General features: G+C 31.4%; 17 protein-coding genes. 15 read left to right on the top strand and 2 right to left on the bottom strand.

What is annotated here, in order from left to right:
* Positions 1-3: 3 nt before the first annotated feature.
* Complete coding sequence (locus C4S75_RS06395) at positions 4-1,284, top strand: glycosyl transferase family 1 (RefSeq protein WP_105297474.1); 1,281 nt, start codon at positions 4-6, stop codon at positions 1,282-1,284.
* Positions 1,285-2,369: 1,085 nt separating this feature from the next.
* On the opposite strand, the gene C4S75_RS10120 is transcribed toward C4S75_RS06395, so the two are convergent.
* On the bottom strand, positions 2,370-2,756 hold the full coding sequence (locus C4S75_RS10120; protein ID WP_185116739.1) for a hypothetical protein: 387 nt from the start codon (positions 2,754-2,756) through the stop codon (positions 2,370-2,372).
* An 81-nt stretch (positions 2,757-2,837) separates the two neighbouring features.
* Here C4S75_RS10120 and C4S75_RS06380 point away from each other — a divergent pair, with 81 nt between their 5' ends.
* The 10 genes from C4S75_RS06380 (at position 2,838) to C4S75_RS06335 (ending at position 9,399) form a co-directional block, all read left to right on the top strand.
* The gene (locus C4S75_RS06380) at positions 2,838-3,074 is read left to right on the top strand and encodes a hypothetical protein (protein ID WP_105297472.1); all 237 of its coding nucleotides are present in this window, start codon (positions 2,838-2,840) and stop codon (positions 3,072-3,074) included.
* Between the two features lie 96 nt (positions 3,075-3,170).
* The gene (locus C4S75_RS06375; RefSeq protein WP_105297471.1) at positions 3,171-5,171 is read left to right on the top strand and encodes a kinase; all 2,001 of its coding nucleotides are present in this window, start codon (positions 3,171-3,173) and stop codon (positions 5,169-5,171) included.
* 45 nt (positions 5,172-5,216) lie between these two features.
* Positions 5,217-6,071, top strand: a complete 855-nt coding sequence (locus tag C4S75_RS06370) for an AAA family ATPase (protein ID WP_105297470.1) — start codon at positions 5,217-5,219, stop codon at positions 6,069-6,071.
* Complete coding sequence (locus C4S75_RS06365; RefSeq protein ID WP_105297469.1) at positions 6,068-6,682, top strand: hypothetical protein; 615 nt, start codon at positions 6,068-6,070, stop codon at positions 6,680-6,682. The genes C4S75_RS06370 and C4S75_RS06365 overlap by 4 nt, the downstream gene beginning before the upstream one ends.
* Positions 6,683-6,794: 112 nt before the next feature.
* Positions 6,795-6,986: a hypothetical protein gene (locus C4S75_RS06360; protein ID WP_105297468.1), complete on the top strand. Its 192-nt coding sequence runs from the start codon at positions 6,795-6,797 to the stop codon at positions 6,984-6,986.
* 6 nt (positions 6,987-6,992) lie between these two features.
* A complete protein-coding gene (locus C4S75_RS06355; RefSeq protein ID WP_105297467.1) occupies positions 6,993-7,457 on the top strand; it encodes a hypothetical protein in 465 nt (154 codons plus the stop codon).
* 107 nt (positions 7,458-7,564) lie between these two features.
* Positions 7,565-7,831, top strand: a complete 267-nt coding sequence (locus tag C4S75_RS06350; protein ID WP_105297466.1) for a hypothetical protein — start codon at positions 7,565-7,567, stop codon at positions 7,829-7,831.
* Positions 7,832-7,865: 34 nt separating this feature from the next.
* Complete coding sequence (locus tag C4S75_RS06345; RefSeq protein ID WP_255410598.1) at positions 7,866-8,561, top strand: DUF3164 family protein; 696 nt, start codon at positions 7,866-7,868, stop codon at positions 8,559-8,561.
* Positions 8,548-8,991 carry a hypothetical protein gene (locus tag C4S75_RS06340; RefSeq protein WP_105297465.1) on the top strand — a complete coding sequence of 148 codons (444 nt, stop codon included), beginning with the start codon at positions 8,548-8,550 and terminating at the stop codon, positions 8,989-8,991. Before C4S75_RS06345 ends, C4S75_RS06340 begins: the two co-directional genes overlap by 14 nt.
* Before the next feature lie 213 nt (positions 8,992-9,204).
* Positions 9,205-9,399 (top strand): hypothetical protein, encoded by a 195-nt coding sequence (locus C4S75_RS06335; protein WP_105297464.1) that lies wholly within the window; start codon positions 9,205-9,207, stop codon positions 9,397-9,399.
* Here the strand turns inward: C4S75_RS06335 and C4S75_RS06330 are convergent.
* Positions 9,396-9,845, bottom strand: coding sequence for a hypothetical protein (locus tag C4S75_RS06330; protein ID WP_105297463.1), 450 nt, complete (start codon positions 9,843-9,845; stop codon positions 9,396-9,398). The two genes, C4S75_RS06335 and C4S75_RS06330, sit on opposite strands and share 4 nt — an antisense overlap.
* A 575-nt stretch (positions 9,846-10,420) precedes the next feature.
* Between C4S75_RS06330 and C4S75_RS06325 the strand changes: the two genes are divergently transcribed.
* The 4 genes from C4S75_RS06325 (at position 10,421) to C4S75_RS06310 (ending at position 13,064) form a co-directional block, all read left to right on the top strand.
* Entirely contained in the window at positions 10,421-10,852 is a 432-nt protein-coding gene (locus C4S75_RS06325; RefSeq protein WP_105297462.1) for an N-acetylmuramoyl-L-alanine amidase, read from the top strand.
* 4 nt (positions 10,853-10,856) lie between these two features.
* On the top strand, positions 10,857-11,369 hold the full coding sequence (locus tag C4S75_RS06320; protein ID WP_146105586.1) for a hypothetical protein: 513 nt from the start codon (positions 10,857-10,859) through the stop codon (positions 11,367-11,369).
* Between the two features lie 74 nt (positions 11,370-11,443).
* A complete protein-coding gene (locus C4S75_RS06315; protein WP_105297460.1) occupies positions 11,444-12,643 on the top strand; it encodes a DUF2586 family protein in 1,200 nt (399 codons plus the stop codon).
* A 7-nt stretch (positions 12,644-12,650) separates the two neighbouring features.
* Positions 12,651-13,064, top strand: coding sequence for a hypothetical protein (locus C4S75_RS06310; RefSeq protein ID WP_105297459.1), 414 nt, complete (start codon positions 12,651-12,653; stop codon positions 13,062-13,064).
* Positions 13,065-13,072: the final 8 nt, after the last annotated feature.

The following is a 13,072-nucleotide window of genomic DNA, read 5'->3' as shown; positions in this document are numbered from 1 at the left end:
GACATGTGTAAAAAGGTTTTGATCATTTCCTATTATTGGCCTCCGGCCGGAGGCCCAGGGGTACAAAGATGGTTAAAATTTACAAAATATCTACCGGAATTCGGTATTGAACCTCATGTTTATATTCCCGAAAATCCCTCCTATCCTATTTTAGACCCAAGCTTGGTTGATGAAATAAATCCAAAAATAAAAATTATCAAAAAACCTATATGGGAACCGTACCGTTTAGCTGAGAAACTCACCAAGAAAAATAAAGATTTTAAAGCCGGCCAATTTGAAACTTCTAAAAAACAAGGAATTTTATCCAGGGTTTCCGTATTCATAAGAGGAAATTTTTTTATTCCCGATGCTCGGATGTTTTGGATTAAACCATCGATTAAGTTTCTTGAAAAATATATGGATGAGTACGATATAGATACTTTAGTAACAACCGGACCTCCTCATAGCATGCATTTAATAGGATTAGGATTAAAGCAAATAAAAAAAGACAAAATCAAATGGATCGCCGATTTTAGAGATCCTTGGACTCAAATTTCCTATTACTCTCAACTAAAACTAACTCAAAGATCAGATCAAAAACATAAGGAAATGGAAAAAAAAGTTTTTCAAAATGCTGATCTTATTCTTTCGACCAGTTATACAGATAAAGAAAATTTTAAAAAATTAGGAGCTAAAAATGTTGAATGTATTACTAATGGTTTTGATTCAGAAGTAAATAGAGCAGATGAACCAACTTCTGTATTCACCATTTCGTATGTTGGGATGCTCGAGACGCTACGAAATCCAACTAATTTATGGAAAGTATTAGCGGAATTAATTTTAGAGAATCCAACATTTGCCTCTCAATTTCGTTTAAAATTAGTGGGAAAAATTTCTGATTCGATTATAGAAGAGTTAAATAATTCGGCTTTAAGAAACAATTGGGTCAATATAGGATATTTATCTCATCTTGAATCGATTAAAGAAATGAATAATTCTAATTTATTGCTATTAACCAATTTTAATAATGTAAAATCCAAAGGTATCATTCCGGGTAAATTATTTGAATATTTAGCAACAGGTAAAACCATTTTATCTATAGGACCACAAAATGCCGATGTTAAGAAAATTTTAATTGAAACCGAATCAGGTAAACATTTTATTTATAGCGATCACGATCATCTAAAACAATTCATTTTAACCGAATTTAAAAGTTGGAAAAGCAATACTTCGCATGTTCCATCATCAAAAATTTCCAATTTTCACAGAAAACTTCTGACTGAAAAATTAATTAAATATTTATAGAAATTATCTCAAATAATAAGTACATTTTCTGCATTATAAAAATTTGAGAATGAAAAAAATTACTATTAAATACAATACAATTTTTTATAGATTATTATATAAACAAGTAAAAATAAAATGTACTTAAATCAATATATTTAAATATTTATAATAATATGTATATTAAAGAATTAAGAATTATAAGAAAACTACTTAAGTTTTTTATATTGTACAATATTATTAACTTCTTACCTTTTTGCATACAATTTCCTCAATATAAATTCATTTCTAACGATATAATCGATTAACTGTTTAAGTTAATCATTTACAACAATTTATAACGAAATAGATTAAAAAAATATTCTTTTTTTATTTCCTAAAAAATTCATTCTAAACCACAGTAAAAAGTTGGGTTTAAAATTGGGTATACAGTTGGGTATACAAAATACAATATACTTTATAACGTTAAAATATATATAATTCTAATTATCTATTAAAAATATAACTTAAAAGCAAAAATAACATACATATATTCCACGAAGAAAAAAATATAAATTTATTAATGCATTGACTATCAGCTATTTGAAATAAGACAGGATTTTTGAATGTGTAAGTTATAAGATTAAAAAAATAATTTAATATATTAAGTTAAAGCATAAAATATTATAAAGATAAGTAGTTAATTTCTAGTAAAGATTCCCCATATATTATTTATTAATTATTTAAATTTTTGTCTAAATACTTTTTACAAAGTGTTTTAAAATCTATCAAATTAGATTTTTTATACTTTTTGATATAATATTCATTATCATATGCGAAATTTTTTAAATAATCAAAATATATCTGTAATAATTCCAATATTATATCTTTATTTTTATATAACCAATTAAATTTTTTTTCAGAAATAGTGCCTTTTTTATTTAAATAAGTAATTATTCTTATAAGCGTATTTTCGTCCATTATTTATAGTAGTGAAAAGTTTTTTTGTTTTTTTGTAAAACTATAAATGTACGAATATACAGGATAAATGAAACGATATTTATATATAGCTGCCTAAAATTTATCTTTTTAAAATATATATTTTAATATAATTTATTCTTTATAAACTAAGTATTAATTTTTTTTTCCAATTGTTTTATCTCTTGTTTGAGCTCTTCAATTTCTTCTCTATAAAATTCATTCAGTTCAATTAATATTTTTATTTTTTTTTCGGCTACATTAAGTTTTTTTTGCATCCTTATAGCATCTATAAGTGCAATGTCTGTTAAATCATCATTACTTTTTAACATTTCGCCGTCACCGGTTAAAAGCCATACAGGGTTTAAATCTAAACAATTGTCTAATATTTTATTAAGTACACCTTCTCCTAAGTCAGATTCTCTTTTTAATTGAGTACCTATATACCCGTTAGACAGATTATTTTTTTTCTCAAAAGAACTATTATTAAGTCCTTTATAATCAATGTATTGCTTGATTCTATGTATAGCTTTCATAATAAATATTAAAATATTGTCTAAATATTTTGTTTTATTAGACTATTGTTTATATATTTGTAAAAACATGTACACAAAGTTATGGAAAGAAGTAAGAATGTTAACAAAAACGCACAAAAAATACAATATGGAGATTTTGTAACCCTATCGGAAATGTTAGGTTGTACCAGTCAGGCAGCACGTATGAGGTATGAAAGAGGTGATTTAAATGCAAAAGAAGCTCTGGATATTATTATAGAAACTCGAAAAAAAATTATCCAAGAATACCACTTAAAAAATCCCACGAAAAAAAATTCAACTGTTTTAAAAACAAATTAATGAATCAAAAATAGTCTAAGAAAATATGCATCAGTATATTAAAAACTCGTCTAAATAACTAACGCAGAATAAGAATACTAATTTTTATCAATACCAATGGAAGTTTATGAATTCTATAATAATAAATGGGGTGTTTTATCCAATTGGTTATTTGGAAAATCCGGTTTACTCAAACAAAGTACCTATAAACAATTAACACAAAGAAACCATTTAATTCTCTTACGAAAAGGAGGAAATGGAAGAAAGGCGTTAGTTGAATTTGACAGTATGAGATCCGACATTAAAAAATCGGTATTAGAATTAGCCGGAGATCCTTATACTATAGGAAAAAAATACACTTTCTTAGAATGCATAGAAAAAGACGAAAAAGCAGAAAAATTTTTCAATGAATACCTATTGGAAAATGGTCAATCCTTGCCTGAAAACAGAAAAAAAGAATATACCTGTAATGCATCCCTGCTAAATACTATTTCAAAAATTATAAATCATACCCTGATGCGCCGTCGTGTCTTGGGAGGCAATCAAAAAAAAATGTGGGAAAATATTGCGGAAATTGTAAAAAATCTCGATAAAAATAAATGGCCGCATTCTTTACCGGAAAATTACCGCCGTTTACGAGAACGATTAAAATTATATCAAACTCATGGATATCAAATCTTAATACATAAAAACTATTGCCATACCCACAGTCAAAAATTGACAGAAAATTCCAAACTCTGGCTGTTAGCTAAATGGAGCAATCAAGTCCAAAGAACAGTCTGCATATCACAATTACATCAAGAATATAACCTTTATGCCCGGAGCGAAGGATTAAAAACAGTTGAAGAAAAAACCATATACAATTTTATATATGATGAAGAAATAATGCCCCTGTGGTACGGACACAAATTTGGAGAACTTAAATACAAAGAAAAATATAACTACCAACAAAAAACTAAATTACCGACACTACGAGATTCACTATGGTATAGCGACGGAACCAAATTAAACTTCTTTTACCTAACTGAGGAGGGCAAAATGGAAACCATTTCTGTTTACGAAGTTATGGATGCATACAGCGAGGTTTTGCTTGGATATCATATCAGTAAAGAAGAAAACTATCAAGCTCAATATTCAGCATATCGGATGGCCATTCAATTTTCAGGACATAAACCCTATCAAATAGGTTTTGATAACCAAGGAGGACATAAAAAGCTTGAAACCGAAAATTTTTTAAATAAAATAGCCCATTTGTCCATAAAAACCGAGCCATACAACGGAAAATCCAAAACCATTGAAAATGTATTTTATCGTCTGCAAAATCAACATCTTGCTCGATATTGGTTCTTTACTGGACAAAATATACAAGCTAAAAAAGAAATTTCTAAAGCTAACATGGAATTCATCTTAGCTAATAAAAGCAATCTCCCCTCCCTTACCGAAATAAAAGAAATTTATAAAAAAATACGAGAAGAATGGAATCTTTCTCCCCATCCGTTCAGCGGTAAATCCCGACTTCAAACGTATTTAGACAGCGAAAATGAAAAAGCACCTAAGATTGAATTATGGGACATGGTCAATTTCTTTTGGGTTGAAAGAAAACAGCCTGTAAAATGGTCTTCCTTCGGATTCTCTTTTAAGGAAAAAAAAGTAACCTACGACTATTTTGTTTATCGAGAAGATGGAATGCCCGATTTAGATTTTCATGAAAAAGCCGTGAATCAATCATTCTTTGTCAAATATGATCCGGAAGATATGAGCATGATTTATTTATATCAGAAAGATCCTCAAGGACAATTACGATTTGTAAGAGAAGCCGTTTTAAAAACCGAAATACACCGAGGAAAACAAGAACAAGAACAATTCGAAGCAGAATGGATTAAAAAGGTCAAAAAAGAAAATAAGAATAAGCGTATCCAACGAAGAAATGAAATGGATGAGATCCTTAAAAGTTTTAATATGGACGCGGAGTCCTATGGATTGGTTAAACCTAATCTGAAAGGTTTGGAAAATTCCAAAATTGGAAGAAAAAGCAAAAAAGTGACGCATGAAGATGTTGGAAGTTGGCAGAAAAAAGAAAGTTTACAAACCGTAGAAGATATCAGAAAACTTTATTAAAAAACAAAAATGCCCCCCTTAGGGGACTAAAAGCCGAACAAAAATATGGATAATGAAGAAAAAATACAAACAGTTCAAAAAATTCAAGCCTATGTTAAACAACTGGGAAGTGAAACAGAAGCCGCCAATAACTTGAAAATAAGTACGGATCAACTCACTCAGATACTCAAAGGAGAAAAGCCGGTTATCAAAGACAACGTATGGAAAACTATCAATGCACAACTGAAAATTCACGAAAAAGGTTGGAAAGTAGTAGAAACAACGAATTTTAAAAATCTTCGTACCCTGTTTCAAGATGCAGTTGACGACTCACAAGTATTTGCCGTAATAAACTTTGCCGGTAGTGGTAAAACCGAGACAGCAAAGGTATTTGTTGAAAATACACCCAATACCTATCTCTTACAATGCAATGAATATTGGAATCGGAAATACTTTTTAGCTGAATTATTAAACGTCTTGGGAAGAGATTCCGGTGGACTGACCGTTGCCGAAATGATGTCTGAAGCTGTACGGATTTTAAAAAAAAATAAAAAGCCAGGTATAATCCTGGATGAAGCAGATAAATTAAGTGATCAAGTCCTTTACTTTTTTATTTCCCTCTATAATCAATTAGAAGATCATTGTGCCATTATCTTAATGGCAACCGATCATCTGGAAAAAAGAATCAAAAGAGGTTTAAAATTAAACAAAAAAGGATATAAAGAAATTTTCAGCCGAATTGGCAGGAGATTTATAGAATTCGGAGGAATCACGGCATCAGATGTCGCTTCCATTTGCATAGCAAACGGAATAGAAAATAAAAGCCGTATTAAAGAAATATGGCAAGATAGTGAAGGAGATTTGCGCAGAGTGAAAAGAAAAATATATGCCTTAAAAAAAATAAACAAAGAAATTAAATGAAACGAGCAATATCCATCCATGAAATTTATACCAAAAGAAGAAAAGTATTACCATTTGATGGAATATGGGAAGCACATATAGGTAAACCGGAATTAAAAGGCAGTTGGATTATTTGGGGAAATTCAGGAAACGGAAAAACCGGATACGCCATACAATTAGCCAAATATCTCTCGAAGTTTGGCAGAGTGGCTTATAACGGACTAGAAGAAGGAAACAGCGAATCTTTTGCAGAAGCCTGCAAAAGAAATAATATGGACAAATGCCGAGGAAGATTTGTACTGATTGAAGACAGCATCGAAGAATTAGACCATCGCTTAAACTTGCACAAATCGCCGGACATAATATTCATTGACAGTTTACAATATTCAGGAATCAACTATACCTCGTATAAAGAATTGATAAAAAAATACTCAAACAAATTATTTATATGGATTTCACATGCCGAAGGTCGCAATCCGGAAGGACGAATTGCAAAAAAAGTGCGATACGATGCCTTTGTTAAAATTTATGTTGAAGGCTATACAGCAAATGCCGTAAGTAGATACGGAGGAAAAGAAAGTTATATAATTTGGCAAGAAGGTGCCGATCAATACAATCTAACCATTAGATGAAAACCAATCAGTTAGAAAAAAACAAAAGTTAATTTTTGAACTTTCACACCGTGAACAACAGTAAAAGTTGAACTCTCAATAACTAGGTAAAACTAACCCGAAATAAACATTTATGACAGTAAAAGAACTAAAAGAAAAAATCAATGATTTGCCTGACGATATGGAAGTTATGCTAGAGCAAACCAAAGAAGAGTTTAAATATGGCCTATTAAATACAATTAAAGTAAATGAAGAATTATTTATAGATCCTTTTTTTCATGTTACCCTAATAACTGATGAATCTATTATTTTATCTGACGAATAAACAACTATGAAACCAACCCATACACAAATTAATTTTTGCCGACTTACAAAAACTTCACAAGAAGACTATCAAACCAATCTGTTTGAAACGGGATGCGAATTTGCCGAAAACTTGGGATATACCTGTCCTCAAAAGTATAAAGAAGAATACATACAAATATTACTTTCTCTTCCCCAATATTGGAAGTGGTGGTCAACCCAATGGAATATACGAACACAAGAAGCATTCGGAGTAGTCGGAATATCAGAAAATGAAACCCATATAAATTCACTCGAAACAGATGCCCTTAACGAAGCATTTGCCTCGGCGCACAGCTTATCAAGCTACCAACATATTTACCCTAATAATTTAGTAATGAAAGCCTTAAAAGAAAAAATACAAACCCATGAAACCACTACCCTTAAATCAAATACCTCTAAAGGAATGGAGCGAAACCGAATTAGAAGATCACGTGTATCGGTTGAGCTGTGAATTAGATAAATATCAAGAAGGAAACATTTTGCTTAGAATTTTACTCCGTATGGAAAGAACACGAATACTAAAAGAATTAATAAGAAGAGACGAAAATAAATGTTAACATGAAACTATTGGCAAATATTGAAATATTACGAGACCTTTTATCCTATGATACAGAAGAAAAGAAATTTTTAAACTTAGCAGAGCGCTGTGAAATCCATCGAAACATTGGCAAGATTACAAGATGTCAGCCCCCTTCTTTTCCCCTTTCATTACAGGAAAAATTAATTACCAAACTTTTGGAAATCAGAAGAACCGAATGGAAACGCCCTACGATGCATTGGGAAGAAAATCATTTCGGCCAAAAAGTGAAAATAAAAATTAACTAGCTTTTAAAAACTTTAATTTAAAATCAATTATAACATGTCCATACCAGATTTAAGCAAATTAACCGAAAAAGAGCTTTTAGAAGCTTTAAAAAAGAAAAAAAAAGAAAAAGAATCGGACCGGATAGCTTATAAAGAGTTAGTTGAAGAAACCATACCGGAAGTCATCCACCATCTAATTAAAACTTCCCAAGAACTTCGCTCATCCAAAAAATTTACCTTTTCAGCTTTAAAAAAACTCATTCAATTAAAATACTCCATATACGGAGTAAAAGAAGAACAACAATCCCATACATTTACCACCTCAAACGGCGAATCTGTAACCATCGGTTACCACGTAACCGATAATTGGGATGACACGGTAAACTCAGGAATAGCAAAAATAAATGAATACATAAGGTTCCTTGCCAAGAAAGAAGCAGACGCCCATACTATAACCATCATTAATCAACTATTAAAAAAAGATGCCAAAGGAAATTTAAAAAGTTCCCGTGTGCTTGAATTAATTTCATTAGCCGATAAGTTGGATCACGAAACTTTCACCGATGGGGTTCGTATCATACAACAAGCCTATAAGCCTACCCGTTCCAGCTTTTTCATAAAAGCTCATTACCTCGATAAGTTGGGTCATAAAGTAACCATAGATCTCTCCATCGCTTCCGTAGATTTTCCAAAAGATTTTGACTTAACATTTTTACTTCCTGAAAAACATAAACAAGATGAAAACACCTAAAGTACAAAACTATCAAATCAAGCAACTTTACAGTTTATTCTCCGAAGATGTAAAAAAAGACCCTGCCCTGCGTCAACAGTTGATTTTTCATTTTACTCACGGGAGAGTAAGCAGTACCAAAGATCTTACCGATGAAGAAGCTAACAGGTTAATTGCGGCTCTCAAAGGAACATATACCTACTGGGGAATGTTTGATAAAAATAATAAACAGCATTTAACTCTATTGCGTTTATGTTACGATTTGAACTGGACTACTTTTAATAAAAAACATAACCGTACAGTCGCCGATTTAAATACACTGGGAAAATTCATAGCAAGTAAAAAATCACCGGTAAGAAAACCTTTATTAGAAATGTCAGTAAAAGAATGCAGTAAACTAATTACAGCCTTAGAAAGAATTCTTGAATTCAAGTATAAAAAAATGGATTGAGAAATATCGCCGCCGTCAGCAGAAACATATTTTGATTGTGCATTTTACTTTTAAAAAAAACAGAGTTACCAATGGTCGATAATTGCTGTATAAAAGAATCTGTTCAATCGCTCGAACAATAAAATAATAAGAGGTTACATCATTCTAACTATCAAAAAATCACAAAAAAATCATTATTTGGATATTTCATACAATAATAATAATTTTGTGTAAATGAGTACCAAAAACTTACGAAATAATACAAAATTAAGATACAGAGCCATAAAAGAAGAATACCGTTTACAAGTTAAACGCAATAACGGTATGCCTCTTACTCAAATATACAGACAATTTATTTATCCCAAGTTTTTCATATCCAGACAAACCTTATATACGATCATATTTACTCCGGATTCCGATCTGAACTAAAAATTGGATATACCCATCGTATAAAATACATGAAGTTCTTGAATACCATCCTCTCTTAGGACAGATCTCCAAGAAGATCTTTTCAAGCTCCCGCAAAAACTTTTCGGTCTCCATTCGTGCAATTTTTCATGTATTTTTTTTAAATAATTCCAACCTTCCCAAGCATTTGCTTGCACATCCTCAGAATTACTGTTTTGACTTGAAAATTTTAAAGTAGCAACCGTTATGTCAAACGTTATAAAACCTTGTTGTTTATGATGGGAAGTCATTGACTTGCTTTTTCCATTATCTTCGAAAGTAGCTTCTTTAATAGAAATTAATGCACAAGGCCAAGATAAAGGGTAAGGGATTTCTTCATAATTTAATTGTCCCCAATCTTCTCCAACATATGAAAATTCCTTAATTTCAGCTATTCTCGACTGTAGAGATTCTAAAATTTCGATCATTAATTATAAATTTGGTTAATAAATATCTTACATCAACATAAAAAGTATTATTATATGAACTTTCTCTAATACTTTCCTGTTGAAAATTTTATCAATAATGAATTGCTTATAAAAACTTATATACTTGAAAAAGGTTACTCTTCACTAAAATCACTAGTTAATAAGAAACCGAAACATGGCTAAAAAATAATTCGGCTGTGTATCATAATTACCCGCGTCTAAGAGTAACCTGTACTATGGTTTTAAACAAATATATAAGAAAATACACGCAACTTTTATTAGTATGTAAAGAAACTTGACACTTCTGTGCAAGTACTTTACAAGATTGTCAAGAAGCTTTACAACTTTCTTTACTTGCAATCTTTTATGATTCAATTTTGCCGTATAAAATTTCGAACGATTAAAGATTAGTTACGGTAAAAGAATTATCCGTCATTAAAAAAAATCATTTGAAAACATACTAAGAAAATAAACCAAATAAAAAAATATTGTCTGCTAAGCAAAAAGTTAACCAACGCGTTAAAACGAAATTCACGAATGAATCGCAGGCAGACAGTATTTAATAAAATAGCAATATGAACCTTAAAAAATCTATACGAACCATAAAATATTTGGTTATACACTGTGCCGCGACTCCCGAAGGAAGGAACGATAAGGCCAAAGACATAGATCGTTGGCATAAAGAAAGAGGATGGGCCGGAATCGGATACAATTACGTCATAGATTTAGATGGTACTGTTGAACCGGGAAGGGATGTAGACAGAATACCTGCCCAAGTTGCCGGACATAACAAAAATGCCATAGGTATTTGCTATATAGGAGGAGCTGATAAAAACTTGAAAGCTAAAGACACACGAAATCCGGCACAAAAAAAAAGCCTGATTGAATTACTTAAAGAATTAAGAAAATTATATCCAAATGCTCAAATACTGGGACATAGAGATTTTGCATCTGCCAAGACCACTTGTCCAAGTTTTGATGCCATAGAAGAATATAAAAATATTTAAAGAAATGAAATCGTATAATTATAGGAAGATCGTCGTAATTTTTATTATTCCCGTATTCTTTACTATGCTTTTGATAAGCTGTAATGAAAATAATAAAATAGCCACCCCTGATCGATTTACAGATAAAAAAATAACTAATAATGAAGTAATCAGAGATACGATTTTTAAAATCCAACCCGATACAAGTTCTTTAAAGGCTTTAATTGAGTGGAGAAACGGAAAAGCTGTAATTAAAGAGATCATCCAATCAGAATCCGGAAAAAACCATCTAAAATTCCCTAAAATCCAAATTAAGGATAATATTCTTACCGTGGATTGTGAAACTCGTGCGCAAGAATTAGTGGCCACTTGGAAAGAACATCACACAAAAGAATTTAAAACCGAAACCATAACCCATACCGAATTTAAAAATTTATCACGCTGGGAAAGTTTTTGTTTAGGGACAGGTAAAATTGTGACTTTATTATTCATAAGTACTTTCATTATCTATCTACTTAGAAAGGGTATTAAGAAATAAAGTGCATTACAATCAATCACAAAAAACAAATAAGATAAATAACATCAATAATCAAAAATCAAAATTAACTAATAATGAATTTACCAAAAATAACCATAGACTTTGACAATGGTGTTCTAGGAGCAGTAGCAGCCAATTCGGATGGCGTATTCGGATTAGTGGCACATGCAGAAGCTACTGAATTTTTCGAATTGAATAAACCCTACATGGTTAAATCCATGAAACAAGTAGCTCAGTTGGGCATAGTATCGTCAACGAACCAAAATTTATATAAAACCCTATCTGAATTTTATAAAGAAAGCGGAGAAGGGCGTGAATTATGGTTACTGGGTATGCCTAAAAGCACAAAAACTTCAAATTGGTTTTCAGTGGACGAAGTTACAGGAAAAGCACCGGTTGAAAAATTATTAGATGCTGCCAATGGTAAGCTTACCGGTATTTTTACTAAATGTTCTTCGGATGATAATGAGAATTTAACCATCGTAAACGGATTAGATGAAGATGTGTTACTTACTGCAACCAATGCTCAATCCTTAGCAGAAAGCTACACAAAATCTAAGTATGCACCTTTCTTTGTGGTTTTAGAAGGATACGGATTTACCGGTAATGTAATTGAATTACCAAACTTATTCGAATATTCCAACAACCGTGTATCCATACTTTTAGGTGATACAGAAAAAGGTAAAGGTTCAGCCATCGGTATTGTAGCCGGCAGACTGGCAAAAAATCAAGTACATCAAAATATTGGAAAAGTTAGAGACGGGGCTTTAAGCAATTTACATGCTTACATTGCAAATGAACCGGCAGAAACTTTTGATGTAGAAGCTTTAAATGAAAAAGGGTTTATCACCTTCAGAACTCATGTCGGAAAATCAGGCTATTATTTTACAGACGACCATACAGCCAGCCCGGTGAGTGATGACTACCATTATCTTACTAACAGAAGGGTAATTGACAAAGCATACCGAATTACTTATCAAACATTAATCAACTATTTATTGGATGATATCGATTTGGAAATCGACGGAACCATCAACCCTATTTATGCCAAATGTATAGAAGGAGATCTTGAAAATGCTTTGGTTTCGCTTATGACAAACTACGGTGAATTGTCTTCCAACATTGAAAATAGAGATAACGGAGTTAAAATATTTGTAGACCCGTCTCAAAACGTTGTGGCAACCTCCCGAATAAATGTTGTGGCTCGAGTTCGTCCTCACGGATATAACCGATTTGTAGATGTGTTATTAGGCTTTGATATAACTAAAAAATAATAAAAAAATGTTTAACAGTAGAGAATATGAATGGGCAGATTTTACTGCTACGTTAGGAGGTAAAGATTTAACCGGAATCAGAGGTGTAAAATATACCCGAAAAATAGAAAGAGAAGCCGTATATGGAAAAGGCAGAAATGCACGAGCAATTCAGTCAGGAAATGTTTCCATAGAAGGTGAAATTACATTACTGCAATCAGAATATGAAAGTTTAGTAGCTTCTGCTAAAAACAGAGACATACTTAACCTTTGTTTAGATTTAGTAGGTGCCTATGGTAACCCAACCAATGGAGATATGTTAATTATGGATCGTATCACCGGTGTACGTTTTACAGAGGCCGGAAAAGAATTTAAACAAGGAGACAAATTCATGGAAATTACCCTTCCGTTTATTGCTCTTGATGTAATATCTCAATGCTAATTAGAAAT

It is taken from the genome of Apibacter sp. wkB309 (assembly GCF_002964915.1).
Classification (GTDB): Bacteria; Bacteroidota; Bacteroidia; order Flavobacteriales; family Weeksellaceae; genus Apibacter.
This window is presented reverse-complemented; position numbering and strand designations above follow the sequence as displayed.

What these genes read in the sequence shown, in the direction of transcription:
- C4S75_RS06350 (WP_105297466.1), top strand. Translation starts at nt 7,565, where the DNA reads ATGAAACTATTGGCAAATATTGAAATATTACGAGACCTTTTATCCTAT.
- C4S75_RS06375 (WP_105297471.1), top strand. Translation starts at nt 3,171, where the DNA reads ATGGAAGTTTATGAATTCTATAATAATAAATGGGGTGTTTTATCCAAT.
- C4S75_RS06335 (WP_105297464.1), top strand. Translation starts at nt 9,205, where the DNA reads ATGAGTACCAAAAACTTACGAAATAATACAAAATTAAGATACAGAGCC.
- C4S75_RS06370 (WP_105297470.1), top strand. Translation starts at nt 5,217, where the DNA reads ATGGATAATGAAGAAAAAATACAAACAGTTCAAAAAATTCAAGCCTAT.
- C4S75_RS06340 (WP_105297465.1), top strand. Translation starts at nt 8,548, where the DNA reads ATGAAAACACCTAAAGTACAAAACTATCAAATCAAGCAACTTTACAGT.
- C4S75_RS06345 (WP_255410598.1), top strand. Translation starts at nt 7,866, where the DNA reads ATGTCCATACCAGATTTAAGCAAATTAACCGAAAAAGAGCTTTTAGAA.
- C4S75_RS06325 (WP_105297462.1), top strand. Translation starts at nt 10,421, where the DNA reads ATGAACCTTAAAAAATCTATACGAACCATAAAATATTTGGTTATACAC.
- C4S75_RS06310 (WP_105297459.1), top strand. Translation starts at nt 12,651, where the DNA reads ATGTTTAACAGTAGAGAATATGAATGGGCAGATTTTACTGCTACGTTA.
- C4S75_RS06320 (WP_146105586.1), top strand. Translation starts at nt 10,857, where the DNA reads ATGAAATCGTATAATTATAGGAAGATCGTCGTAATTTTTATTATTCCC.
- C4S75_RS06365 (WP_105297469.1), top strand. Translation starts at nt 6,068, where the DNA reads ATGAAACGAGCAATATCCATCCATGAAATTTATACCAAAAGAAGAAAA.
- C4S75_RS10120 (WP_185116739.1), bottom strand. Translation starts at nt 2,756, where the DNA reads ATGAAAGCTATACATAGAATCAAGCAATACATTGATTATAAAGGACTT.
- C4S75_RS06330 (WP_105297463.1), bottom strand. Translation starts at nt 9,845, where the DNA reads ATGATCGAAATTTTAGAATCTCTACAGTCGAGAATAGCTGAAATTAAG.
- C4S75_RS06315 (WP_105297460.1), top strand. Translation starts at nt 11,444, where the DNA reads ATGAATTTACCAAAAATAACCATAGACTTTGACAATGGTGTTCTAGGA.
- C4S75_RS06355 (WP_105297467.1), top strand. Translation starts at nt 6,993, where the DNA reads ATGAAACCAACCCATACACAAATTAATTTTTGCCGACTTACAAAAACT.
- C4S75_RS06395 (WP_105297474.1), top strand. Translation starts at nt 4, where the DNA reads ATGTGTAAAAAGGTTTTGATCATTTCCTATTATTGGCCTCCGGCCGGA.
- C4S75_RS06380 (WP_105297472.1), top strand. Translation starts at nt 2,838, where the DNA reads ATGGAAAGAAGTAAGAATGTTAACAAAAACGCACAAAAAATACAATAT.
- C4S75_RS06360 (WP_105297468.1), top strand. Translation starts at nt 6,795, where the DNA reads ATGACAGTAAAAGAACTAAAAGAAAAAATCAATGATTTGCCTGACGAT.